Genomic DNA, 23152 nt, shown 5'->3' with positions numbered 1-23152 from the left:
GCGATGCTGACCGGGCTCTATATTACCCTGCGCTTTGGGCACTTTATCTCCCTGATGCTGGCTTTTGGCTGCGTGCTGTATGGCGCCTGGTGGGCGCCGGTACCGCTGAGACGCGTGCTGATGCTGCGCTTTTATCCACTACTGCGCCCGCTGCTGCTGATCGGCGCGATCTCTACGCTGGCGCTGTATCTCCTGCAGGGAGGAATAATGGGCGAGGGCTGGACGGATGTCTGGCGACCCGCCGTCTGGCAGGCGGTGGCCGGGACCCACTTTGGTGGAGTGTGGATCTGGCAGATCCTACTGGCGTGGATCGCGCTTGCGGTAGTGTGGATCCGTCCCCGTCACGGCGCCCGCCAGCTGGTGGCCCTGCTGGCGGCACAGCTGCTGCTTTCCGCCGGGGTAGGGCACGCCGCTATGCACGATGGTCTCACCGGCGTGCTGCAGCGGACAAACCACGCTGTGCATCTCTTCTGCGTCGCCAGCTGGTTTGGCGGTCTGTTGCCCTTTATCTATTGCCTGCGCCTGGCGCAGGGGCGCTGGCGGCCGGCCGCGGTCTATATCATGGCGCGCTTTTCACGTTACGGGCATCTGGCCGTCGCCGGCACGATTGCCAGCGGAGCGCTCAATGCGCTGTTGATACAGGGAGGATTGATTGGCGCATCGCCGTGGGGACGCATGTTGTTGATCAAATGTGCGCTGGTCGCCGGGATGGTGGTAATTGCGTTAGTGAACAGGTATGTTCTGGTACCGCGCATGTCGGCAAGCGGTTCGCGGGCGGAAAGCCTGATCCTGCGAACCACGCAGGCTGAAATAGGGCTGGGCGCGCTGGCGCTGCTGGCCGTCAGTCTGTTCGCCACCTGGGAACCTTATTGAATTAACTGGCAAAATCATGAAAAAAATTGTTCTGACCATGTTGTTACTGGCAAGCTCCGGGGCTGCTCTGGCAGCGCCACAAATTATCACCGTGAGCCGTTTTGAGGTGGGGAAGGAGAGCTGGGCGTTCAACCGGGAAGAGGTTATGTTGACCTGTCGACCGGGTAACGCGCTTTACGCCATCAACCCGAGCACGCTGGTTCAGTATCCGCTCAATGAGGTGGCTGAGCAGCAGGTCAAAGCCGGCAAAACCACCGCGCAGCCGATCTCAGTGATCCAGATCGACGATCCGCAGCATCCGGGACAAAAAATGAGCCTCGCGCCCTTTATCGAGCGAGCGCAGAAGCTCTGCTAAACTTTCTCGCTATCCTGCTGTAATAACATTAAAAAAACCGCCCTTGCCGGACAACGGCAGTGGCGGTTTTTTCGCTGGCAGGGGCCCCCTTTCCAGGAATTATGCAGCCACTTTGGCCGCGGACTGGAAAAGCTGACGCGTTAAACTATTCTTATAGTGCAAGGCGACTTAGCCTGCATTAATGCCAACTTTTAGCGCACGGCTCTCTCCCAAGAGCCATTTCCCTGGACCGAATACAGGAATCGTATTCGGTCTCTTTTTATCTTTATCTGTCTTCTTTCTCAAGAGCCAGCGACATCCTGTCAGTCAAACACCCGCTGGCCTCTGGATGTCCCGTTATAGCACACCGTTTTTAGCATACACAATTCATTTACACATAAATCGCATCCTGTGGAAGGGGAGGTGGCAACGGTGGAACCGTAAACGAGGGCGGAGAAAAGAAAAAACCTGCACCTAAACAGGCCCGGCGTGCAGGTTAACTGGCGGGCCAACATCGGAAGCCTGCTAGTATACATATTTGTATGATAAATAAAATAAGCAAAATCTAAACGATTTGGCAATTCATGCGATTACACCTCGCCGGCTGACGAGGTGGCATAAATAATAAGCACGAGCACTTTTGCGGGCGGAAAATATTATTGCGGAACGCTGAATGTAGGGTATATCTGACTTTCCAGATAGCAGAGCAATAGCCAAATTTCATCGCTAAAAATAAACCATATGCTCCCGAGCAGAATGACCGCCAGAATAATCAGCAGAAAAATTTCGGTTTTACTCATTATGCAAGCGACTATCCGGTGGCCTTCGGGGACCCTGATAGTAGCGAAATATTGACATAATAAGCAAACGCCATGTTGTAATTCGGCTTCACCGACAGCGCAATTTAGTCACCGGCATGCCGCTGCGTCAATATTGCCACCTGCTCCGTCAGCTGATCCAGCAGCTGGAATCGCCGCCGATATTCAGCCCGTTTTTTACTGGCGATACTCTCCAGCGATTTTCTTTCCAGACATAGCGGTAGCCGCCAGCGCCAGGGGCTTTCCGGCTGGCCGTCGATAGACTGCCAGAACTCGTCGTAGCTGGCGTGGAAATGGCGGCCTTTGCTCAGGCGATATCGCAGGGCGCGGAACAGGTGACCATTATCGCTGACGCCGTAAATAGCCGCGATTTGGCTGCGCGCGGCCAGCTGCCAGATAAACTCCAGCAGCAGGCGCTTCGGAAACAGGCCGTAGCAGGCGCGAGTCGCCTGCTTAATCACCTCATGAGAAACGTGACGTCGTGGCCCCTGCAGACCGCCGATAACCAGCTGCCAGGCATCGTGATCACGGGTTACGCTGAAGGTGGCGCTGGCCAGCAGGGTGTGGTCGCTGTCGCGCAGCCACAGAGTGGTTTCACCCTCACGTTCGGCTTTGCCTGCCGAGGAGGCATAAAGAGTAAACCGGCGGTCCTCTTTTCCGTTTAACGTCAGCAGCGGGACCTCAGACACCGCGGTCATAGCGTGCGCCAGCCGCGATCCGCGTAGGGTGTCGATATAGCGATAATGGTTGATTACCGCCACCGCCCGCTGCCAGGCGTTGAGATCGCGGGTCAGATATTGACGGTGTACTTTGCCCGGCAGCGTAGCCTGCGCGGCCAGCAGCTGATTAAAATCATCCCGAGCGCTGAGCGCTTCCAGCATCGCTCTGGTGGCGTTATAAAATAGGGCCGTGCGCAGCAAAAACTTAAAGCGGTAATTTTTTTGCCGCCAGATGGGGGCTGGTGTCAATCTGCCCATCACCAGATCGGCAATAAGATGCGAGCGCGGCGCTAGCACGCCGGATGAATGCAGGCTATTGTCTGTCACGATAAACACCTCGTTGTGATTTCCCCCTATTTTAAAGCGAGCCACTGACAAGCTTAATCCTCTGGCGGACTATATTTGCCGTCTGTTTAAAATTGATTGAGGTGTAAATTAAATTCCGTGGACCTTTGCTGGAATTACCTATAATTACCGCTGAGGGGTAATTATATGTATCAACGTATTAACGGCAGCGACTGGCGTAATATCTGGCTGATGGGCGATCTGCATGGCTGCTTTGCGCTGCTGATGAATCGCCTGCGTCAGTTGCGCTTTGATCCCTGGGCCGATCTGCTGATCTCGGTGGGCGATCTGATCGATCGCGGGCCGCAGAGCGCCGATTGTCTTGGCCTGTTGCGCTGTCGCTGGTTCAGGACCGTTCGGGGGAATCATGAGCAGATGGCGCTGGAGGCGCTGGAGAGCGGAGATATGCGGCTCTGGCAGATGAACGGTGGCGACTGGTACGTCAAGGGCGATGCGTGGCAGCGGGCCGACGTCGATCGGCTGCTGGCGCACTGTCGGCGGCTACCGTTGATTATTGAAGTGGAATGCGGGAAAGCGCGGCATGTGATCGCCCACGCCGATTACCCGGCGCCGTTCTATCGCTGGCAGCAGCCGGTGGATCCCCAACGGGTACTATGGAGCCGCCATCGTCTGAGTGAACACCTGGCGGGGCGCCATGGCGCTATTGGCGGCGCAGACCATTTCTGGTTTGGCCATACGCCGCTTCAGGCGCGTTATGACCACGATAATCAACACTATATTGATACGGGCGCTGTGTTTGGTGGGATGCTGACGCTGGTGGCGCTGCAGTCGGCAGGCTAAAAGTCGCTGTATTCGCTGGCGGGTTGCCAGAAGCCATCACTAAAATCTTCTATCGGGTAGCAGCCACCGTGGCGGATCCGCTGATCCTCCATCGCCACTAAGCACTGCGTTTCCTCGCGGTAGACGTCAACCACAATGTCCTCGCAGCCGCCATCCAGATAGCAAATAAACAACACTAAGGCAAACATCCTGGCCTCATGCTCGGGTTCACATACTATTTAGTGTAGGGGATGACGGCGGGACGGGGAAATAAATAACCCGTCTCAGGCGACGGGTTCATTGGTGTCAGGCAAGGCGCATGACCCAGGCATCGGACTGGCGGTCGTAATGTTTACGGTAGAGAACGGAATGTTCGCCATTGAGAATCGCGGGCACGCTGGTGTCGGCATCCCAGGCGTCAAGCTGCATACATAAGTCTGGATCGGATTTGCAGGGTATGCTTAACGTTCGCTCACCCTGATGCTCACCGTGCAGTTCGGCATCGTCTATTTCGAACGCGCCGATGCGGACATTGGTTTTACTCATCGTTTCACCCCATTTTTCAGCTGAGTTGTGGTACGACCAGTTATGGCCGTTATTTTTCAGCGTAGTCAATGGGGCGAAAAGCGCCAGTCAAAAAGTGCGCATTTTTTGCGCGGCCTCACACCTTGCCGGCAAAAAGTTTTCCATCGCGCACCAGTTCGCGCGGATAGCTGTTCTTCAGTCGGGAGCCGACGCGCTTCGCCAGGCCCAGCGGGACGCCCTGGAAGGTCACAATGGTTTCATCCTGCCCAGGCGCGGTTTGCGGATAGACGTCGCGCCCGCGATACCATTCCTCCGCTTCCTCCTGCGACAGCTCGAAGGCCCGCTGCGGCGCGGCAAAGGCGATAACCGCCTCATGCTGCCAGCGGTACCCCTTATTGTGCAGCTCCGCCAGGCGCACGCCGATGCGAGAAAAGCGCACCTTGCCGAACAGGGGCTCCAAAGCCAGCGGAAACAGCCACAGCTCTTTATCCCGCTGCCACAGCGTATGGCCTGCGTCCCACTCCAGGCCAACAGCCCTGGCGGCGGCAGTTACCGCGGCGGCCTCCCGGTCCTTCAGCGGCGTAAACGGGAATTTACCGACCTTATAGCCTGGCGCCGGGAGCGGATCGATCGCCGCAGTTTTGCGCAACCTTGCGACAAAGAAGCCTTCGCAATCGTAAATTTGCGGAAAAACGTGCAGAAAACCTTCCGCGGTTAAGGCGTCGGCTGCGCCGGGAAACAACTCTCCCAGCGGCAGGATCTCCACCGCCTGCGGATAGCGGGACAGCAGCCACTCAATGACCGATTGATTTTCTTCACGATTCAGGGTGCAGGTGGAATACACCAGCGTCCCGCCAGGGCGCAGAGCATGGAAGGCGCTGTCGATAAGCTCGCGCTGAGTGGCGGCGATGTCGAGGTTGCTCTCCGGCGACCAGTTTTTCAGCGCGTCGGCGTCTTTACGTACAACCCCTTCGCCGGAGCAGGGGGCGTCAAGCAGGATGGCATCGAAGGTTTCGGGCAAGGCCGCGCCAAAAACCCGGCCGTCGAAGTGGGTCAGAGCGACGTTGCTGATGCCGCAGCGGCTGATGTTGGCATGCAGCACCTTCACCCGGCTGGCGGAGAATTCATTGGCGAGAATGCCGCCCGCGTTGCCCATTCGGGCTGCAATTTGGGTGGTTTTCGATCCCGGGGCGGCGGCAACGTCCATCACCCGTTCGGGCTGCCGGTTATCGGCGAACAGGGCGGCGACCGGCAGCATCGAACTGGCTTCCTGAATATAGAACAGCCCGCTGAGATGTTCGGCGGTACTGCCCAGCGGCAGCGCGTCGTCATCCTCTCGCTCGATCCAGAATCCCTCTGCGCACCAGGGCACCGGCGCGAGCTGCCAGCCGTAGGGGGCAACCAGAGAGAGGAAATCATCGACGCTAATCTTCAGCGTATTGACGCGAATACTGCGGCGTAGCGGGCGCTGACAGGCGGCGATAAAGTCGTCGAAAGAGAGATGCGCTGGCATCGCCGCGCGCATTTGAGCGAGAAACGCTTCAGGGAAATAGACAGTATTTTCAGCCACGGGCAGCGCACCACAGAAAAAAAGGGTGCGCAGTTTAGCACAAACGCCCCGGCGCGTGACACCGGGGCGTGCGGTTTATCCTTTCCCCGCGCCCGGCGTTGCCCGGGGCGGGAGAAGGGGGCATTACTGCGGCAGAGCGGTGCCCCACTCCCGCCACTCTTTCGGCTCGCTCTCCTGCAGCAGGAAGTGCTTGCCATCCTGGGCCTTCGGCGCCAGCGGCGTGCCCGGCGGCGTGGCAAAGGCGATCCCGCCGCGGATAAACTGATTGAAGGTACCGGTTTTCACCACCCCGCCAATCAGGCCGAAGTCGAGGCTGTAACCCGAGGCCAGCCAGAACACCGAGTTATTACGTACCAGGTACTGGTAGCGCTTACTGATGCGCAGCTTAACCATCACCCGGTCAGACATCGACCCCAGCGACAGTCCGGTAACCGTCCCGACTTCCAGTCCGCGGAACAGGACCGGCGTACCGATGCCAAGCGACCCCGCCTCCGGCGCTTCCACCACGATGTTCAGGCCGTCGATATAACGCGAATCGCTGATCGTCGTATCCTGGATCTCAAAATCGCGTCGCGCCGGGCCGCGGCCGAGCTCAACGTTGATGTAGGCCTGGAACAGGGTGTCGAGATGTTCCACGCCCGCGGCGGAGATTTGCGGAGTGATCACCGAGAAGCGGGTCCCGGCGCGGGCGAAGGTGCCGACGTATTCCGGATAGAGCACCGCTTTCGCCTGCACTTCGTTTTTGGCGGTGATTAGCTCCAGCGACTGGATTTGACCGATGTCGATGCCGAGATAACGAATCGGCATCCCGGCCGCCATCTTCCCGGCGTCGTACGCGTGCAGGGTGATTTGGCCGCCCACGGCGCGCGCCGCCGTTTCAGATGCATAAAGGATACGTTTGTTATTCAGCCGTGCTCCGGCGCTGCTGCCATTGAGGTTATCGAAACTGATCGCCCCTTTGATCGCGCGCGCCAGCGGCGAGGCCTGCACGGTGAGTCCGTTACCGTCAAGCTTGACCTTCGCACCGCCTTCCGCCCAGAAGACGCTGTTGTTGGTCAGCAGGTAGCGGTACTCCGGCTTGATATGCAGATCGATATCGAATGCATCCTTGCGCGGTTTGACGGCGATGATCTCGCCGACGGCGAATTTACGATACAGCACCACCGAGCCGGCCTGAACATCAGGCAGCGTCTCAGCAGACAGGCTCAGGGTAGTGGTCGGCACTTCGCTCAGGCTATTTTCCTGCGCCTTTTCAAGGATAGCGTACAGCGGATAGCTGCTTTGCATTTTGCCTTTTTCGCCGGGGATCACCCTGATCCCGCCGTTCACCCATTCGCTGGCGCTGGCGCCCAGCACCTGCACGCCGTCGAGCCCCACTTTGACGTCCAGACGACTGTTAACCACAAATTTGCTGTCGCCGTGAATTAAATCGCGGTATTCAGGATCAATGGCAACCTGAAAGGTTACCCCTTTGGCCGTCAGTTTACGCTCCAGCACCTGGCCGACTTTTACTCCGTGCAGCACCAGCGGCTGACCGCCGTCGATGCCGTAGCTTTCCGGCGCCGAGAGGGTAACGGTGGCGACGTTGGGCTCATCCAGCAGCGCTTTATCCGCGGGCATTACCGAGAAGTGATTGCGTGGCTCGCCTTCGCCGGGCACCAGCTCAAAGGTATTGCCGGTGAGTAGGGTGCTAATGCTGGGGTTATCGAGGGAGAGCTTCGGCTTCTTCATCTGAATCAGCGTTTTCTCCCGCAGCAGCGTCACCACGCTCGGGTCGACGGTCATCTCGCCAGTAACTTTGCCGCCGGGGTTTAGATTCAGTTTGCTTAACTGGCCCACCTCCAGCCCCTGATACATGAGCGGCGTCGAGCCTGCTTTCAGTCCGTCGCCATCAGGCAGATCGAGGGTCACTACCACGCCGCGCTGGCTATGCGCCAGATCTTCATACAGGTGATATTCATCGTTTTGCGAGGCGACATGCGAATCGGCGGGGGAGTCAAAGGCGATGGCGCCGTTCACCAGCGCGGACAGGTTCTCCAGTTGCACTTTGGCCCCGCTCAGGCCGACGTCGGCCTTGACGCCTGAGACGTTCCAGAAGCGGCTGCCTTTTTTCACCAGATTGGTAAACCGGCGCTCAATTAGCACATCGATGGTCACCCCCTGATTATTGGCATTCAGGGAATAGTCATACACCCGCCCGACCGGGATTTTTCGGAAGTAGACCAGCGAGCCGCTGTTCAGAGAGCCAAGATCCGGCGCCTGCAGGTGGATCATTAGCTCGCCGTTGTTAATGCGGTATTTAGGTTGGGTGTCAAGGGCGACAAAGTGATCTTCGGGTTCACCCTTGCCCGGCATCATGCCGATGTAGTTCCCGCCCACCAGCGCATCGAGGCCCGATACGCCGGCCAGAGAGGCTTTCGGCGTGACCAGCCAGAACTGGGTCTCTTTGCGCAGCGCATCTTTCATATCGCGTTTGATGCTGGCCGAAACCTCAATCTTACTCAGATCTTTACTGAGGCTAATATCCTGGACGGTGCCGACTTCAACCCCCTGATAGCGGATCGGCGTCCGTCCCGGCACGATGCCGTTCGCGGACTGGAAATCAATCGTAATCGTCGATCCGCGATCGTCAAAGCTGGTCCAGATTAGCCAGGCGGCAATCAGCAACGCGATGACCGGCAGCAGCCAGAATGGCGAAATACGGCGTTTGGTTTTTATTCTGGCTTCAGTCTGCGAAGCGGGCGTTTCCTGACTCATGTGCGTCCCAAAGTAAGCGGCTGTCCAGCCATTCAACTGCAAGAATAGTTAAAATTACCGCGCCGCCAAAGTAAACCGCAGCCGGCCCCATGGTGAAGGCGAGGAGCTGATCGCGATTTATTAGCGACATGGTGAGTGAGATAACAAACAGATCCAGCATCGACCAACGGCCAATCCAGGTGATTAGCCGCAGCAGCAGGATGCGGGTGCGCAATCCCTGCTCGCACTTGAATTGTATGCTGAGCAGCAGGGTAAATAACACTATAACTTTGGTGAATGGCACCAAAATACTGGCGATAAACACGACCCCGGCAATGGCGATATTGCTGCTGGCCAGGGAGATGATCCCCGAGAGGATCGTGTCGTCCTGGCGCGCGCCGTTGACGTAGATGATGGAGATTGGCAACAGGTTGGCCGGAAAGAGGAAAACCAGCGAGGCAATCAGCGCCGCCCAGCTGCGCTGCAGGCTCTGCGGTCGGCGATGATGCAGCGGCGTGTGGCAGCGTCGGCAGCGGCCGCGCGCGTCGCGATAGCCGGTGTAATGGCAGCCGGTGCACACCTGCAGATTATTATCGGCGCGGGTCGCCGGACGCTCGGGATAGAAACGCTCCCATAGCTCTTCGACGTTCATATGAATAAGCGTCAGGATGCTCAACAACGTCAGGGAGATAAACGCCACCAGACCGATGCCCGGCTGCAGGAAGGCGTAATCCTGCACCTTGATGGAGGCGACGCCGATGCCCACCAGATAGATATCCAGCATCACCCACTCTTTAAGCTTGCCGAGCATCAGCAGCAGCGGCCGCAGGTTCATCCCCAGCACATTGCCCAGCCAGAGATAGCTGATGGAGACCACCAGCAGCACCGGGGCGACCACCGCGCAAAACAGCACCATGGCGGCGGTAATCGGATCGCCCTGCGCGGTCATCTGCCAGATCCCCTGCAGGACGTTGGCGTCGATGCGTACGCCCAACAGATGCAGGCGCAGCAGAGGCTCAGACCATGCGAAAGGCATGAGCAATAGCATCGCGAGGGCCATGCTGCCCAGGCGGGTCAGCGACCAGTCGCGGCCATCGCGCACCTTCGCGTTACAGCGCGGACACCAGGCGCTTTGGTTGCGTTTGAGCACCGGTAAGCGGAAGAGCATGTCACACTGCGTACAGCGCTGATAATGCGCATAGGGAAGCGGCGTGCTGACGGTATGCACGACCATCTTTTTCGCAGGTTTGAGGGTGGGTGTTTTTATCGGCATTTATTACGTACAGGAATGAATGTATCTCACTATCTTAACCTATGAATGAATTCATCTTGAGCCCAAGCGCATTTAATGCTTATTTTAGTAGGCTGTACGTATCAGGCAGTAAGACAACAAAGTGAAGATATAATGAGCAAAACAGAATTTTACGCGGATCTGAACCGCGATTTCCAGGCATTAATGGCAGGTGAAACCAGTTTTCTGGCGATGATCGCCAATACCAGCGCGCTGCTGTTCGAGCGGCTGAGCGAGGTCAACTGGGCCGGTTTCTACCTTCTGGAAGGCGATACCCTGGTGTTGGGACCGTTCCAGGGCAAACTGGCCTGCGTGCGGATCCCGGTCGGGCGAGGCGTATGCGGCGCGGCGGTGGCGCAGGCTCAGGTCCAGCGCGTCGAGGACGTCCACGCCTTTGACGGCCACATTGCCTGCGATGCCGCCAGTAATTCGGAAATTGTCTTCCCTCTGCGCGTGAATGGCCAGATTATCGGCGTGCTGGATATCGATAGTCCGGCTTACGGGCGCTTCACCGCTGAAGATGAGCAGGGGTTGCGCACGCTGGTCGAGCATCTGGAAAAACTCATTGCGGCCACGGATTATCAAAAAATCTTTACCCGTGTCGTGGGATAATCAACGGATAACGTAGCATTTAGCGAGGACGTCATTATAATGTCGCCTGTTCATGCCTGCGGCTTGTTGGCTACGTCCGTTGTAATCAGGAAATTTCATGGAAAATCAACCTAAGTTGAATAGCAGTAAAGAAGTTATCGCCTTTCTGGCCGAACGTTTCCCGCAGTGCTTTAGCGCTGAAGGTGAAGCGCGCCCCCTGAAAATCGGAATTTTTCAGGATCTCGTTGAGCGAGTGGGTGGTGAGATGAATCTCAGCAAGACCCAGCTTCGCGCTGCATTACGTCTCTACACGTCCAGCTGGCGTTATCTGTACGGCGTAAAAGCCGGCGCTATTCGCGTTGACCTGGATGGCAATCCGTGCGGCGAACTGGAAGAGCAGCACATTGCCCATGCGCGTCAGCAGCTGGAAGAAGCGAAAGCTCGCGTTCAGGCGCAGCGCGCAGCCCAGCAGGCGAAAAAACGCGAAGCCGCTGCGGCCGCAGGCCAGCAGGATGAAGGCGTTCGCCGCGAGCGTAAACCGCGTCCTCAGCAGCCGCGTCGTAAAGAAGGCGCTGAACAGCGTAAACCGCGTCCTGTTGCGGCCAAAGCCCCGCGTGAAGAGCGTCTTACTCCGGTATCGGATGTTTCCGTTCTGACCGTCGGCCAGGCGCTGAAGGTAAAAGCAGGCAATAACGCCATGGACGCCACCGTTCTGGAAATCACCAAAGATGGCGTTCGTGTACAGCTGACTTCTGGTATGTCAATGATTGTACGCGCAGAACACCTGGTGTTCTGAAACGGAGGCCGGGCCAGGCATGAACACATTTTTTAAAATCACCGCGCTTGCGGGCCTGCTGGCAATAGCAGGCCATGCATTCGCTGTTGATGACATAACCCGCGCAGATCAAATCCCCGTGCTGAAAGAAGAGCCGCAGCACGCGACGGTAAGCGAGCGCGTGACGTCGCGCTTTACCCGCTCTCATTACCGTCAGTTTGATCTCGACAACGCCTTCTCGGCAAAGATTTTTGACCGTTACCTGAACCTGCTGGACTACAGCCACAATGTGCTGCTGGCCAGCGATGTGGCGAAGTTTGCGGCTAAAAAAGACCAAATTGGCGATGAGCTGCGCAGCGGGAAACTGGACGTCTTTTACGACCTCTACAACCTGGGGCAGCAGCGCCGCTTCGAGCGCTATCAGTATGCGCTGAAGGTGCTTGAACGTCCGATGGACTTTACCGGCAATGATAATTTCAACCTTGACCGCTCCAAAGCGCCGTGGCCAAAAGACGAGGCCGAGCTGAACAAGCTGTGGGACGCTAAGGTTAAGTTTGACCAGTTAAGCCTGAAGCTGGCGGGTAAAGACGATAAAGAGATCCGCGACACCTTAACCCGTCGCTATAAGTTTGCTATCCGTCGCCTGGCGCAAACCAACAGCGAAGATGTCTTCTCGCTGGCGATGACCGCCTTCGCTCGCGAAATCGATCCGCACACAAATTATCTGTCGCCGCGTAATACCGAGCAGTTCAACACCGAAATGAGCCTCTCACTCGAGGGGATCGGCGCCGTGCTGCAGATGGATGATGACTATACCGTCATTAATTCGCTGGTGGCGGGCGGTCCAGCCGCGAAAAGCAAAGCGATCAGCGTCGGCGATCGCATCGTTGGCGTTGGCCAGACCGGGAAGTCGATGGTTGATGTCATCGGCTGGCGTCTGGATGACGTCGTGGCGCTGATTAAAGGGCCGAAGGGCAGCAAGGTTCGTCTTGAAATCCTGCCGGCCGGTAAAGGAGCCAAGACGCGTATTGTAACGCTGACCCGCGAGCGCATTCGTCTGGAAGACCGTGCGGTGAAGATGTCGGTGAAAACCGTCGGGAAAGAAAAAGTCGGCGTGCTGGATATTCCAGGCTTTTACGTTGGCCTGACCGATGATGTGAAAGTGCAGCTGCAGAAGCTGGAAAAACAGAACGTCAGCAGCATCATCATTGACCTGCGCAGCAACGGCGGCGGAGCGCTGACAGAGGCGGTATCGCTCTCGGGTCTGTTTATTCCGTCCGGTCCGGTGGTGCAGGTGCGGGATAATAATGGCAAAGTGCGCGAAGACAGCGACAACGATGGCGTGGTTTATTACAAAGGGCCGCTGGTGGTGCTGGTTGACCGCTTTAGCGCCTCGGCGTCTGAAATCTTCGCCGCAGCGATGCAGGACTATGGCCGCGCGCTGATCGTTGGCGAACCGACCTTCGGTAAAGGGACGGTACAGCAGTATCGCTCGTTGAATCGTATTTACGATCAAATGCTGCGTCCGGAGTGGCCGGCGTTGGGTTCCGTCCAGTACACCATCCAGAAGTTCTATCGTATTAACGGCGGCAGTACGCAGCGCAAAGGCGTGACGCCGGATATCATGATGCCAACCGGCAATGAAGATCGCGAAACCGGCGAGCAGTATGAAGACAACGCGCTGCCGTGGGATAGCATCAACGCGGCCACCTATGTGAAGTCCGGGGAACTGACCCCGTTTGGACCGGAGCTGCTCAAGCGCCACGACGAGCGTATTGCGCAGGATCCTGAATTCCAGTACATCATGAAGGATATTGCCCGTTATAACGCGATGAAGGACAAACGTAACATCGTCTCTCTGAACTACGCCCAGCGTGAGAAAGAGAACGAAGAAGATGATGCGATTCGTCTGGCGCGGATTAACGATCGCCTGAAACGCGAAGGCAAGCCGCCGCTGAAAAAACTGGACGATCTGCCGAAGGATTACCAGGAGCCGGATCCGTATCTTGATGAAACGGTCCATATCGCGGTAGACCTGGCGCATCTGGAGAAAGCGCGCCCGGCGGTGGAACCGCCGGCCAGCAAATAAGTTGCTAACGGGCACCCTGAGAGGTGCCCGTTTTTTTTGTGCGCGTTGTCATCGCCATTCAGCTTATCTAACAAAATGTCAACCTGCGCTGCCGCTGTCAGCAAGATGCTACAAAATGTAAAGTTGTGTTTTTATCGTGACTTAGCGGGGGCTGATGGTTGAAAAATGCAGCCTGACCCATACGATGTGGGTAATCGCATAGTGCGTTTTGTTAAATTGAGGTAAAAAGAAAATTATGATGCGAATCGCGCTTTTCCTGCTGACGAACCTGGCAGTGATGGTCGTGTTCGGGCTGGTGTTAAGCCTCACGGGGATCCAATCCAGCAGCATGACCGGTCTTCTGATTATGGCCCTGCTGTTCGGCTTCGGTGGTTCTATCGTTTCGCTGATGATGTCGAAGTGGATGGCGCTGAAGTCAGTGGGTGGGGAAGTGATCGAGCAGCCGCGCAACGAAACGGAACGCTGGCTGATGAATACCGTTGCGCAGCAGGCGCAGCAGGTAGGTATTGCCATGCCGCAGGTAGCTATCTATCACGCGCCTGACATTAACGCCTTCGCCACCGGCGCGCGTCGTGACGCCTCGCTGGTCGCCGTCAGCACCGGGCTGTTGCAAAACATGAGCCGTGATGAAGCGGAAGCGGTCATTGCCCATGAAATCAGCCACATCGCCAATGGCGATATGGTTACCATGACCCTGATCCAGGGGGTGGTGAACACCTTCGTTATCTTTATCTCCCGCGTTATCGCGCAGATTGCGGCCGGTTTCCTCGGCGGCAACCGGGAAGATGAAGGGGAGAGCAGCAATGGCAACCCGCTGATCTACTTCGCGGTCGCCACGGTGCTTGAGCTGGTGTTCGGTATTCTGGCCAGCATAATCACCATGTGGTTCTCGCGTTACCGTGAGTTCCATGCTGACGCCGGCTCGGCGCGTCTGGTAGGCCGCGAGAAGATGATTGCAGCCCTGCAGCGTCTGAAAACCAGCTATGAGCCGCAGGAAGCCAGCAGCATGATGGCGTTCTGTATTAACGGTAAAGCGAAATCCATGAGCGAACTGTTTATGACTCACCCGCCGCTGGATAAGCGTATTGAAGCCCTGCGTAGCGGTGAATATCTGAAATAATCCATCTTCTGACGCTGAAAACGAAAATCCGCAGCCCGCAAGCTGCGGATTTTTTTTACCGTCCGTCAGGCTGCGCGCGGCTGAGTGACCCGCAGACCGCTAATTAGCGCGGCGACGATAGCCAGGGTGCCGGCCAGCAGCAGGGCGGTGTGGGTGCCGTTGTTACCGAGCAAATTGAATAGCAGCGCCACCAGCGCCGCGCCGGTGCTCTGTCCGAGCAGGCGAGCGGTGCCCAGCATGCCGCTGGCGCCGCCGCTACGATGGCTCGGAGCCGAGGTGACGATGGTATGGTTGTTCGGCGACTGAAACAGCCCGAAGCCGGCGCCGCACAGCGCCATGCGCCAGATGATATCCAGATCGGAGGGCGACGAGGGCAGCAGCGCCAGGCCGAACAGGCCGCAGGCCATAATCAGCAAACCGATAGCCCCCAGCAGCCCGGCATGACATTTCTCGATCAAATAGCCGGCCAGCGGCGCCATCACCATGGTCGCTAACGGCCATGGCGTTAGCAGCAGACCGGTCTCCACTTCGCTGCGCCCCATCATCGACTGCAGAAAAAAGGGCAGGGAGACCATCGCCAGCATCTGCGCGCAGAAGGAGCAGATGGAAGTGCAGATAGAGAGAGAGAAGAGTGGGATACGCAGCAGGTCGACCGGCAGCAGGGGGACGGGCATCGTGAGCTGGCGGCGAACGAAGAAGAACCCCACCACCAGCATAGCGGCGACCTCCGCCAGCACCAGCTGAGTGGACTGCCCCTGGGCGAAACCGCTCAGGGCGGTGATCAGCAGCCCGAAGGTAAGGGCGTTCATAATGGCGCTCGGCAGATCGAAGCGGATGATTTTGCTGCGCGCGCTGTTGGTCGGCAGAAAGCGCATGGCCAGAACAAAAGCGACGATGCCGAGAGGCACGTTAATTAAAAACAGCCATTGCCATGAGGCGAGGGAGAGGATCGCTGCGGCGATAGTCGGGCCGGCCGCCGAAGAGACGGCAACGACAAAGGAGTTAATGCCCATGCCGCGACCAAGAAAGCGCTGCGGATAAATCAGACGGATCAGCGCGGTGTTGACGCTCATCAGCGCGGCGCCGCCCAATCCCTGCGCGACGCGAGCGAAGGTTAGCATTTCGAGGCTACGCGACAGCGCGCAGGCCAGCGAGGTAAAGGTAAACACCACCAGGCCTATCTTATAGATACGCCGATAGCCGACCATGTCGCCGAGGAAGGAGAGCGGCAGCAGGGCGATGACAATGGCGATTTGGTAGGCGTTAACGATCCAGATTGAAGCCGCCGGTGAGGCGTTGAGATCGCTGGCGATAGTCGGCAGCGCGACGTTGGCGATAGCCCCGTCGAGCACGGCCATGGTCAGCCCAAGCACGATGGTCAGAATGGCGCCATAGCGTTGCGGCAACGGCACGCCATCAGAAGAATTTTTATCCATGGTGAATATGAGTCTTAAATGAAACGGTTTTTTGAATGATGAGTTTAGCATTGATTAATTCGCAGTATGTCGCAGATTTGTAACGAAGTGGCAGAAGAATGATTGCGGCTCAGAGGCGGCGAATTTATAATAAAAACCGGTTCTAATTTTTATAAAACAGTTACGACGAGGTGATAAATGGCAGGTGCAGATTTGGATAAACAGCCAGATTCTGTCTCTTCGGTATTGAAGGTTTTCGGCATCCTACAGGCGCTGGGTGAAGAGCGTGAAATTGGCATTACCGAACTGTCCCAGCGCGTCATGATGTCGAAAAGCACCGTTTATCGCTTTTTACAGACCATGAAATCACTGGGCTATGTGGCACAGGAAGGAGAGTCTGAGAAATACTCTCTCACCCTCAAGCTGTTCGAACTGGGCGCGCGCGCGCTGCAGAACGTCGACCTGGTGCGCAGCGCCGATATTCAGATGCGCGAACTTTCGCGACTGACGAAAGAGACCATCCATCTTGGGGCGCTGGATGAAGACAGTATCGTCTACATCCATAAAATTGACTCGATGTATAACCTGCGGATGTACTCGCGTATTGGCCGCCGCAACCCGCTGTACAGTACCGCGATTGGCAAGGTGCTGCTGGCATGGCGCGATCGCAGCGAAGTGGAGCAGATCCTCGACGGCGTGGAGTATAAGCGCAGCACCGAGCGGACCATTACCAGCACCGAGGAGTTGCTAAAAGTGCTGGATGGCGTTCGCGAGCAGGGCTATGGCGAGGATAATGAGGAACAGGAAGAGGGACTGCGCTGCATTGGCGTGCCGGTGTTTGACCGTTTCGGCGTGGTCATCGCCGGGCTGAGCATCTCTTTCCCAACGCTACGTTTCTCTGAAGAACGCTTGCATGAATACGTGGCGATGCTCCACCAGGCGGCGCGTAAGATTTCTGAACAAATGGGATACAACGACTATCCGTTCTGAGGCGGCGGATAACGGGGTTGGCGACCGCGGCGCTACGTCGCGATCGCCGGTTCGATGTTAGCCGTTATCAACCACGGTTGTGCTTTTACGCAGCAGAGGGCAACTGCTGACGCCGATCACTCCGCTGTCGGAATGAACATAAAGTGCGGTGCTGACTCCGCGGGCGGTGAGGTATTGGCACTTAAGACCCAGACCGCCGACGTTTTCCTCACTGTGGAATAACACCCCATAACCGCTCAATAATACGCCAATCCATAAGATAGCCACCAAGATAATAGTACGAATGATTAATCGCATTGATGCCTCATTATTTGTATGATCCTTGGCGTGATTTTGACACGAACACGTTTTGAAACAAGTCGATGATTCCTAAACTTACCTTTCGTAATACAGTTAGCCGCGGTTTAAGAAGGCCGTGCTATCCTGGCGACATTGCGTACTGATGCGGAGAGTGGAGTGAAAAAATTACGGTGGGTTTTACTGATAGTCATCATAGCAGGCTGCCTGTTGCTGTGGACTCAGATGCTTAACGTAATGTGCGACCAGGATGTTCAGTTTTTCAGCGGCATTTGCACTATTAATAAATTTATTCCGTGGTAAGACATTTTTCTGCCGACTGATTTCCTTCTGCGCCGCGGGTGGTAGAATGAACGCCTTCTCTTTGAGGTGGTGAAATGAGTGAGTTACTAAATCCTGGGATTTTAAATCTGGCATCGCTGGCTGTGTCCGTGGCGCTGCTGCTTGTTGGTCTGTTGTTATGGTTCTTCGTCAACCGCGCCAGTTCGCGGGCGAATGAGCAGATAGAGCTGCTGCAAGCGCTGCTGGATCAGCAAAAGCGGCAGAATGCGCTGTTACGTCGCCTGTGCGAAGCTAATGCGCCAGAGAAAGAGGATGTGGCTGAGCCGACCGTCGCCGGCAAGGTGAAAGGGGAGGATGAGTTTATCCGCCTGGTAGCTGAACGTTAAGGCGCCCGACAGGTGTGCATCATAAGATGCGCACCTGCATGATAGCGGGCGGTAATATCTTATTCTTATTCCATTATTCCTTTCTTAGTGCAATATCCTCTTTATTACACGCTGTAAATAAAGTCATTCTCGCCGCGTTTATTGTTGGGTAACGTGACACTGTCATCTTTTTTTCATTATTAAGGTGCAGAATTAGCACTATTTTTAGCGTGACGACTAACAGGTTTTATTATCACTACACTGGCACGGCTTAGCGATTTTTAGTCTGGAGTTATAACGAATTATGCGCATCAATATTCACCGTTGCCCACCAGACGCTTACATTACAGCAGTTCGTGTACGGACATACCTGGACGAAGCGAAGTTGTTGAGCTATGGTAAAAAAGTTGCAGTAATGAGGCAACGAATGGGCGATATTGGCTGATGCTGTAGCGCCTTGCCAGGGGCGGCAAAGACGCATAAATGTGCAGGCGATCAAATGATTACCTTATAATTTGTGCGAACGATCGAGACACGTTTAAAAATGGCTTGCCATTATTTACGTAGTGTGTGATAACACGTTTCGGGTTAAACGAGGTACAGTTCTGTTTATGTGTGGCATTTTCAGTAAAGAAGTCCTGAGTAAACACGTTGTCGTTGAATACCGCTTCTCTGCCGAACCTTAAATTAGTGCCTCATGCAGTTATGTGTCAGTTTTATCTAGGTAAACGCCAGCAGGCGAAGAAAACAGTCTAAGGAATTTTGCAAATGGCAAAGATTAAAGGTCAAGTTAAGTGGTTCAACGAGTCTAAAGGTTTTGGTTTCATTACTCCGGCTGATGGCAGCAAAGACGTGTTCGTACACTTCTCCGCTATCCAGGGTAACGGCTTCAAAACTCTGGCTGAAGGCCAGAACGTTGAGTTCGAAATTCAGGACGGCCAGAAAGGTCCGGCTGCAGTTAACGTAACTGCTATCTGATACAAGACCACTCTTCTTGTATAAAAGCCTCGCCTGCGCGGGGCTTTTGCATTTTTATTGCAAAGCATGTCATTTTTCCCCCTCCCGTCGCGTCTTGTTGCAAATACTCAACTTTATTAGCATTGTGTAGCAGTCTGTTTTGCTAATTTTCTGTTAAATCAGTTGGTTGCAAAACAATGCCGGAGCTATGGTGCTAAAGAAAAAAACGAAGTCCGCCGCCAGTTTCACCCCGATTCGCTTCGGGTTACTGTGTGTGGCCATTCTCGGTTGTCTGGGGCTGCTGCTGGTCCGCGTGGGCTGGCTACAAATTATCTCCCCCGATAACCTGGTAAAACAAGAAGATATGCGCTCCCTGCGCGAAGAACCCGTAGCGGTTGAGCGGGGGATGATCAGCGACCGGGAAGGACGGCCGCTGGCGGTGAGCGTTCCGGTCAGTGCTATCTGGATCGACCCGCAGACCACTATGGAGAAGGGCGGTGTGGGCTATGGACCCCGCTGGCAGGCGATGGCCGAAGCGCTGCACCTCAACCTCGGAGAGCTGGCCCAGCGGGTACAGAGTCATCCCCACGCTCGCTTTCTCTATCTGGCGCGTCAGATCAATCCCGAGCAGGCAGAGTGGATTGATAAACTGCATCTGCCGGGCGTTTACCTGCGCGATGAATCGCGACGGTTCTACCCGGCGGGCCATGTGGCTGCCAATCTGCTGGGCTTTACCAATGTTGATAATCAGGGCATCGAAGGGGTGGAGAAAAGCTTTAACGCCCAGTTGACCGGTAAACCCGGGCGACGTCTGGTGCGTAAAGATAAACATGGCAATGTCATTGAGAACATTACCGAAGTGCCGCCGGTTCCGGCGCATAATCTGCAGCTGAGTATTGATGAACGCCTACAGACGGTGACGGAAGACGCCCTCGACAACGCCGTCCGCTGGAACAAAGCAGAGTCCGGGGCGGCGGTATTGATCAAAATTGATACCGGCGAGATCCTGGCGATGGCCAGCTATCCGGACTTCAATCCGAACAATCGCGATAGCGCGACGCTGGATGATTTTCGCAACCGGGCCATCAGCGACACCTTCGAGCCCGGGTCGACGGTCAAACCGCTGGTGATCATGACTGCGCTACAGCAGGGGATTGTCCAGCCAGACAGCGTGGTGGATACCCATCCGTTCGTCCTCGATGGCCATCGTATTCGCGATGTGGGCTATTATCCGGAGCTGAGCCTGACCGGGATCCTGCAGAAATCCAGCGATACCGGCGTGTCCCATCTCTCGCTCGCCATGCCGGTGCAGCATCTGATCGATACCTATAAAGCTTTCGGCTTCGGCGAACCGACGGGGCTGGGGTTGACCGGCGAAAGCGCCGGGCTGATGCCGCATCGCCGCTACTGGGGGCAACTGGATCGCGCCACCTTCGCCTTCGGCTATGGTTTGATGGTCACCCCGCTCCAGCTCGCCCACGTCTACGCCACCATCGGCGGCTTCGGCATTGCGCGACCACTGTCGATTACCCGCATCGATCCGCCGGTGATGGGCACGCGGGTGATGCCGGAGAGTATTGTGCATAGCGTGGAACATATGATGGAGAGCGTGGCGCTCCCGGGCGGGGGCGGTATTAAAGCGGCGGTACGCGACTACCGGGTGGCGGTAAAAACCGGCACGGCGAAGAAAATCGGCCCGGACGGCAAATATATCGATAAGTATGTAGCCTATACCGCCGGCGTGGCGCCCGCCAGTCGACCACAGTTCGCGCTGGTGGTGGTGATGAACGATCCGAGCAATGGTTCCTATTACGGCGGCGCTGTGTCCGCGCCGGTCTTCAGCCAGATCATGGGCGATGTCCTGCGGCTGGAGAACGTCATGCCGGACGGCATGCCGCAAGGGGCGGAGAATCTGATCGTAATGCACGATAGCCACCCACAGGGGCCGGCGCTGTAACAGTGGTCTGCAGGGGCGAATAGCGCTACACTTTCGCCCTTTCAGCAACACCGGAGCCGTCATGTCATACAGTTGCCCCCTTTGTCACGCGCCGCTCAGCCGTAGCGACAACCACTATTCCTGCCCGCAGCGGCACCAGTTCGAGCTGGCGAAAGAGGGGTACGTCAATCTGCTACCGGTGCAGTTCAAGCGGTCGCGCGATCCCGGCGATAGCGCCGAAATGATGCAGGCCCGGCGGGCGTTCCTCGACGCCGGACATTATCAGCCGCTACGGGATGCTATCGCTGAGCGGCTGCGACATTACGCCCCTACGGATTTACTGGATATCGGCTGTGGCGAGGGGTATTACACCCACGCGTTTGCCGCCATCGCCAGCCGCAGCTGGGGGCTGGACGTGTCGAAGCCGGCGATCCGCGCGGCGGCAAAACGCTACCCGCAGGTGAATTTTTGCGTGGCCTCCAGCCAGCGCCTGCCATTTTCCGACGCTAGCTTCGACGCGGTAGTGCGCATTTACGCGCCCTGCAACGCCGAAGAGCTGGCGCGGGTGGTGCGTCCCGGTGGTTGGGTGATCACCGCCACGCCGGGTCCCCGTCACCTACTGGAGCTGAAAGGGCTGATTTACGATGAAGTTCGCCTGCATGAGCTGAAGACGGAAGCGATGCCGGGGTTCCGCCTGGAGGCTCAGCAGCAGCTGGCTTACCCGATGATCCTGACGGGAAGTGAAGCGCAGGCCCTGCTGCAGATGACGCCGTTCGCATGGCGGGCTAAAGCCGAAGTGCACGCCGCGCTGCGTCAGCAGCCGACCTTTGGTTGCCAGACCGATTTTATGATCCACTGCTGGCAGCGCGAAGCGTAAAGCTTAACCGGCGAAATGGCTCCAGAGGATTTCGCTGCCGATGCCAATCAGCACGATACCGCCGAGAATTTCGGCTCGTTTGCCCAGCAGCGGGCCGATAAAGCGACCGACCATCATCCCCAGCGTCGACATGATGAAGGTAGCGCAGCCGATCGCCAGCGCGGTGGTCACAATGCTGACCTGCAGGAAGGCCAGACCGACGCCGACGGCCATCGCGTCAAGGCTGGTGGCGAAGGCGGTGGTGACCAGAAGCCAGAAACCATGTCGGTGAGGCGCCTCGCACGCCTCGTCGCTGTCGCCGCGAAAACCTTCGACGATCATTCGCCCGCCGAGAAACACCAGTAAAATAAAGGCAATCCAGTGATTCCACTCGAGGATAAACTGGCTGGCCAGCATGCCAAGCCCCCAGCCGACCAGCGGTGTCAGGGTTTCAATGGCGCCAAAAATCAGCCCGGTGCGTACTGCCTCTGAAAATTTGGGTTTATGCAGGGTGGCGCCTTTGCCGATGGAGGCTGCGAAGGCGTCCATGGACATGCCGAAAGCGAGAAGAATGGTAGCGGATAAATTCATGTGCGTGTCCTGACCGGGGATAATCCATATGACACATCGCTGCCCCCAGTAAACATACGCGGAGCCGCTCAATGGCTGAGCAATACGTACAGCAGTGATGTATCTATGGTCTCGCCTGATTGAATCTCTTCAACCCGTACGTGCCACGTTTTGCAACGAGTATGTTGACACGTACATTTCCTGGCGGGCAGGAAATCGGCTACTCCCCAACGACGGGCGCAACCTTAACATATTTTTAGAATATAAAACAATAACAGAAGAGGGCTATTTTAATAACCAAATGATAACGATTTTCATTTAAATTTATAAGTGAAAAAATAGTTAATAAAAAAGATAAGGTTAGGCGGGAAATATAGCCGTGGCTATAATATTTCTCCGCTGCTAACGGGAATAATATAGCGCTGGCTATATTTTTAATTCATTGAGTTGTAATGAGAAGTTTGTATATCTTCTCCAGATCGTCGATATTTCGTACGCGTATCAGCAGCCGCCGTTGCTCTAATTGCATCACCAGCACACCGTCCTCGGATAAATTCATCTCTTTAATCCGCTGATATTCTATCCACACGTTGGCGAAGAAAAAGCCGCGCGGTTTAAAAATGATTTTCGGCGTACGGATCCAGAATAAATAGAGCCCCATCAGCGCCAGCACAGATAATAGCCAGGTGGTGATCGCCGTGCCGTGCTGGGTGATGTTGTTATAGATCAGAATGGCGGTGAGGCCGACAAAGATCATGCCGTCAACGCGACTGCGGCGAAGCAGGGGGATGGCCAGCAGTACCGGGCCGTTTCGCCTCGGCATAATAAACTGGTCATATATCGCGTAGGCCAGTAGCGCAAGGATAAACAGGATGATCACCAGGTCCGTGAAGGTCATTGCTTTGCGTTTCTCCTGAT

The 23152-nt window shown here is 56.2% G+C and carries 23 protein-coding genes and 2 pseudogenes; 14 read left to right on the top strand and 11 right to left on the bottom strand.

Features of this window, described 5'->3' with window-relative positions; all coding sequences use genetic code 11:
• Nucleotides 1-3 precede the first annotated feature (3 nt).
• Nucleotides 4-873, top strand: coding sequence for a copper homeostasis membrane protein CopD (gene copD / locus DR88_RS11665; RefSeq protein ID WP_025860697.1), 870 nt, complete (start codon nt 4-6; stop codon nt 871-873).
• Between the two features lie 16 nt (nt 874-889).
• Nucleotides 890-1228, top strand: coding sequence for a YebY family protein (locus DR88_RS11670; RefSeq protein ID WP_002911404.1), 339 nt, complete (start codon nt 890-892; stop codon nt 1226-1228).
• Between the two features lie 635 nt (nt 1229-1863).
• Here DR88_RS11670 and DR88_RS30855 read toward each other — a convergent pair.
• Complete coding sequence (locus DR88_RS30855; protein WP_002911398.1) at nt 1864-2007, bottom strand: Ecr family regulatory small membrane protein; 144 nt, start codon at nt 2005-2007, stop codon at nt 1864-1866.
• Between the two features lie 104 nt (nt 2008-2111).
• The gene (locus tag DR88_RS11675; RefSeq protein WP_073980558.1) at nt 2112-3080 is read right to left on the bottom strand and encodes a VirK/YbjX family protein; all 969 of its coding nucleotides are present in this window, start codon (nt 3078-3080) and stop codon (nt 2112-2114) included.
• Between the two features lie 156 nt (nt 3081-3236).
• On the opposite strand from DR88_RS11675, the gene pphA reads away from it, so the two are divergent.
• Nucleotides 3237-3890 carry a protein-serine/threonine phosphatase gene (gene pphA / locus DR88_RS11680; protein ID WP_032443931.1) on the top strand — a complete coding sequence of 218 codons (654 nt, stop codon included), beginning with the start codon at nt 3237-3239 and terminating at the stop codon, nt 3888-3890.
• On the opposite strand, the gene DR88_RS11685 is transcribed toward pphA, so the two are convergent.
• From DR88_RS11685 to yebS, 5 genes are all read right to left on the bottom strand, one after another.
• Complete coding sequence (locus DR88_RS11685; protein ID WP_025860695.1) at nt 3887-4078, bottom strand: YdfD/YebW family protein; 192 nt, start codon at nt 4076-4078, stop codon at nt 3887-3889. The two genes, pphA and DR88_RS11685, sit on opposite strands and share 4 nt — an antisense overlap.
• 97 nt (nt 4079-4175) lie before the next feature.
• On the bottom strand, nt 4176-4415 hold the full coding sequence (locus DR88_RS11690; protein WP_002911393.1) for a YebV family protein: 240 nt from the start codon (nt 4413-4415) through the stop codon (nt 4176-4178).
• A gap of 115 nt (nt 4416-4530) precedes the next feature.
• Nucleotides 4531-5964 (bottom strand): 16S rRNA (cytosine(1407)-C(5))-methyltransferase RsmF, encoded by a 1434-nt coding sequence (rsmF, locus tag DR88_RS11695; protein WP_004148845.1) that lies wholly within the window; start codon nt 5962-5964, stop codon nt 4531-4533.
• Between the two features lie 123 nt (nt 5965-6087).
• The gene (locus DR88_RS11700) at nt 6088-8721 is read right to left on the bottom strand and encodes a PqiB family protein (RefSeq protein ID WP_004148844.1); all 2634 of its coding nucleotides are present in this window, start codon (nt 8719-8721) and stop codon (nt 6088-6090) included.
• A complete protein-coding gene (yebS, locus tag DR88_RS11705; protein ID WP_004148843.1) occupies nt 8690-9973 on the bottom strand; it encodes a membrane integrity lipid transport subunit YebS in 1284 nt (427 codons plus the stop codon). The genes DR88_RS11700 and yebS overlap by 32 nt, the downstream gene beginning before the upstream one ends.
• A 132-nt stretch (nt 9974-10105) precedes the next feature.
• Between yebS and msrC the strand changes: the two are divergent.
• The 4 genes and pseudogenes from msrC to htpX all read left to right on the top strand — a co-directional run bounded on the left by msrC (nt 10106) and on the right by htpX (nt 14566).
• Nucleotides 10106-10619, top strand: a pseudogene (msrC, locus tag DR88_RS11710) (free L-methionine (R)-S-oxide reductase MsrC).
• Nucleotides 10620-10700: 81 nt separating this feature from the next.
• Nucleotides 10701-11378 (top strand): RNA chaperone ProQ, encoded by a 678-nt coding sequence (gene proQ / locus DR88_RS11715; protein WP_002911385.1) that lies wholly within the window; start codon nt 10701-10703, stop codon nt 11376-11378.
• Nucleotides 11379-11397: 19 nt separating this feature from the next.
• On the top strand, nt 11398-13446 hold the full coding sequence (gene prc / locus DR88_RS11720; protein WP_004148842.1) for a carboxy terminal-processing peptidase: 2049 nt from the start codon (nt 11398-11400) through the stop codon (nt 13444-13446).
• Nucleotides 13447-13681: 235 nt separating this feature from the next.
• On the top strand, nt 13682-14566 hold the full coding sequence (gene htpX, locus DR88_RS11725; protein WP_002911381.1) for a protease HtpX: 885 nt from the start codon (nt 13682-13684) through the stop codon (nt 14564-14566).
• Nucleotides 14567-14631: 65 nt separating this feature from the next.
• Here htpX and DR88_RS11730 read toward each other — a convergent pair whose 3' ends face one another.
• Nucleotides 14632-16002, bottom strand: coding sequence for an MFS transporter (locus DR88_RS11730; RefSeq protein WP_025860687.1), 1371 nt, complete (start codon nt 16000-16002; stop codon nt 14632-14634).
• Nucleotides 16003-16179: 177 nt separating this feature from the next.
• Here DR88_RS11730 and kdgR point away from each other — a divergent pair, with 177 nt between their 5' ends.
• Nucleotides 16180-16971, top strand: a complete 792-nt coding sequence (gene kdgR, locus DR88_RS11735) for a DNA-binding transcriptional regulator KdgR (RefSeq protein WP_002911378.1) — start codon at nt 16180-16182, stop codon at nt 16969-16971.
• A 57-nt stretch (nt 16972-17028) separates the two neighbouring features.
• Here the strand turns inward: kdgR and DR88_RS11740 are convergent, their stop codons facing one another.
• On the bottom strand, nt 17029-17268 hold the full coding sequence (locus DR88_RS11740; RefSeq protein ID WP_004145533.1) for a YobH family protein: 240 nt from the start codon (nt 17266-17268) through the stop codon (nt 17029-17031).
• A 159-nt stretch (nt 17269-17427) separates the two neighbouring features.
• Between DR88_RS11740 and mgrB the strand changes: the two genes are divergently transcribed.
• From mgrB to rlmA, 6 genes and pseudogenes are all read left to right on the top strand, one after another.
• A complete protein-coding gene (gene mgrB, locus DR88_RS28235; RefSeq protein WP_002911375.1) occupies nt 17428-17571 on the top strand; it encodes a PhoP/PhoQ regulatory lipoprotein MgrB in 144 nt (47 codons plus the stop codon).
• Between the two features lie 74 nt (nt 17572-17645).
• Nucleotides 17646-17936 carry a YebO family protein gene (locus DR88_RS11745; RefSeq protein ID WP_032443930.1) on the top strand — a complete coding sequence of 97 codons (291 nt, stop codon included), beginning with the start codon at nt 17646-17648 and terminating at the stop codon, nt 17934-17936.
• 590 nt (nt 17937-18526) lie between these two features.
• A pseudogene (locus tag DR88_RS28225) lies at nt 18527-18598 on the top strand (DUF2627 domain-containing protein); the annotation flags it as partial.
• An 85-nt stretch (nt 18599-18683) separates the two neighbouring features.
• On the top strand, nt 18684-18893 hold the full coding sequence (cspE, locus tag DR88_RS11750; RefSeq protein WP_001062678.1) for a transcription antiterminator/RNA stability regulator CspE: 210 nt from the start codon (nt 18684-18686) through the stop codon (nt 18891-18893).
• A gap of 187 nt (nt 18894-19080) precedes the next feature.
• Complete coding sequence (gene ftsI2 / locus DR88_RS11755; protein WP_004148834.1) at nt 19081-20829, top strand: peptidoglycan DD-transpeptidase FtsI2/PBP3(PARA); 1749 nt, start codon at nt 19081-19083, stop codon at nt 20827-20829.
• A gap of 61 nt (nt 20830-20890) precedes the next feature.
• Nucleotides 20891-21685: a 23S rRNA (guanine(745)-N(1))-methyltransferase gene (gene rlmA, locus DR88_RS11760; protein WP_032443929.1), complete on the top strand. Its 795-nt coding sequence runs from the start codon at nt 20891-20893 to the stop codon at nt 21683-21685.
• Nucleotides 21686-21688: 3 nt separating this feature from the next.
• Here the strand turns inward: rlmA and mntP are convergent, their stop codons facing one another.
• Both mntP and DR88_RS11770 read right to left on the bottom strand, forming a co-directional pair.
• Nucleotides 21689-22255, bottom strand: a complete 567-nt coding sequence (gene mntP / locus DR88_RS11765) for a manganese efflux pump MntP (RefSeq protein WP_002910921.1) — start codon at nt 22253-22255, stop codon at nt 21689-21691.
• Between the two features lie 418 nt (nt 22256-22673).
• Nucleotides 22674-23132, bottom strand: coding sequence for a DUF986 family protein (locus DR88_RS11770; RefSeq protein ID WP_004215046.1), 459 nt, complete (start codon nt 23130-23132; stop codon nt 22674-22676).
• Nucleotides 23133-23152 lie beyond the last annotated feature (20 nt).

This window comes from Klebsiella pneumoniae (genome assembly GCF_000742135.1).
In the GTDB taxonomy this organism is placed as follows: Bacteria; Pseudomonadota; Gammaproteobacteria; order Enterobacterales; family Enterobacteriaceae; genus Klebsiella; species Klebsiella pneumoniae.
This window is presented reverse-complemented; position numbering and strand designations above follow the sequence as displayed.

What these genes read in the sequence shown, in the direction of transcription:
- copD (WP_025860697.1), top strand. Translation starts at nt 4, where the DNA reads ATGCTGACCGGGCTCTATATTACCCTGCGCTTTGGGCACTTTATCTCC.
- proQ (WP_002911385.1), top strand. Translation starts at nt 10,701, where the DNA reads ATGGAAAATCAACCTAAGTTGAATAGCAGTAAAGAAGTTATCGCCTTT.
- DR88_RS11690 (WP_002911393.1), bottom strand. Translation starts at nt 4,415, where the DNA reads ATGAGTAAAACCAATGTCCGCATCGGCGCGTTCGAAATAGACGATGCC.
- yebS (WP_004148843.1), bottom strand. Translation starts at nt 9,973, where the DNA reads ATGCCGATAAAAACACCCACCCTCAAACCTGCGAAAAAGATGGTCGTG.
- mntP (WP_002910921.1), bottom strand. Translation starts at nt 22,255, where the DNA reads ATGAATTTATCCGCTACCATTCTTCTCGCTTTCGGCATGTCCATGGAC.
- DR88_RS11770 (WP_004215046.1), bottom strand. Translation starts at nt 23,132, where the DNA reads ATGACCTTCACGGACCTGGTGATCATCCTGTTTATCCTTGCGCTACTG.
- DR88_RS30855 (WP_002911398.1), bottom strand. Translation starts at nt 2,007, where the DNA reads ATGAGTAAAACCGAAATTTTTCTGCTGATTATTCTGGCGGTCATTCTG.
- DR88_RS11685 (WP_025860695.1), bottom strand. Translation starts at nt 4,078, where the DNA reads ATGTTTGCCTTAGTGTTGTTTATTTGCTATCTGGATGGCGGCTGCGAG.
- prc (WP_004148842.1), top strand. Translation starts at nt 11,398, where the DNA reads ATGAACACATTTTTTAAAATCACCGCGCTTGCGGGCCTGCTGGCAATA.
- cspE (WP_001062678.1), top strand. Translation starts at nt 18,684, where the DNA reads ATGGCAAAGATTAAAGGTCAAGTTAAGTGGTTCAACGAGTCTAAAGGT.
- DR88_RS11700 (WP_004148844.1), bottom strand. Translation starts at nt 8,721, where the DNA reads ATGAGTCAGGAAACGCCCGCTTCGCAGACTGAAGCCAGAATAAAAACC.
- DR88_RS11745 (WP_032443930.1), top strand. Translation starts at nt 17,646, where the DNA reads ATGAGTGAGTTACTAAATCCTGGGATTTTAAATCTGGCATCGCTGGCT.
- DR88_RS11740 (WP_004145533.1), bottom strand. Translation starts at nt 17,268, where the DNA reads ATGCGATTAATCATTCGTACTATTATCTTGGTGGCTATCTTATGGATT.
- rlmA (WP_032443929.1), top strand. Translation starts at nt 20,891, where the DNA reads ATGTCATACAGTTGCCCCCTTTGTCACGCGCCGCTCAGCCGTAGCGAC.
- DR88_RS11670 (WP_002911404.1), top strand. Translation starts at nt 890, where the DNA reads ATGAAAAAAATTGTTCTGACCATGTTGTTACTGGCAAGCTCCGGGGCT.
- ftsI2 (WP_004148834.1), top strand. Translation starts at nt 19,081, where the DNA reads ATGGTGCTAAAGAAAAAAACGAAGTCCGCCGCCAGTTTCACCCCGATT.
- DR88_RS11730 (WP_025860687.1), bottom strand. Translation starts at nt 16,002, where the DNA reads ATGGATAAAAATTCTTCTGATGGCGTGCCGTTGCCGCAACGCTATGGC.
- pphA (WP_032443931.1), top strand. Translation starts at nt 3,237, where the DNA reads ATGTATCAACGTATTAACGGCAGCGACTGGCGTAATATCTGGCTGATG.
- htpX (WP_002911381.1), top strand. Translation starts at nt 13,682, where the DNA reads ATGATGCGAATCGCGCTTTTCCTGCTGACGAACCTGGCAGTGATGGTC.
- kdgR (WP_002911378.1), top strand. Translation starts at nt 16,180, where the DNA reads ATGGCAGGTGCAGATTTGGATAAACAGCCAGATTCTGTCTCTTCGGTA.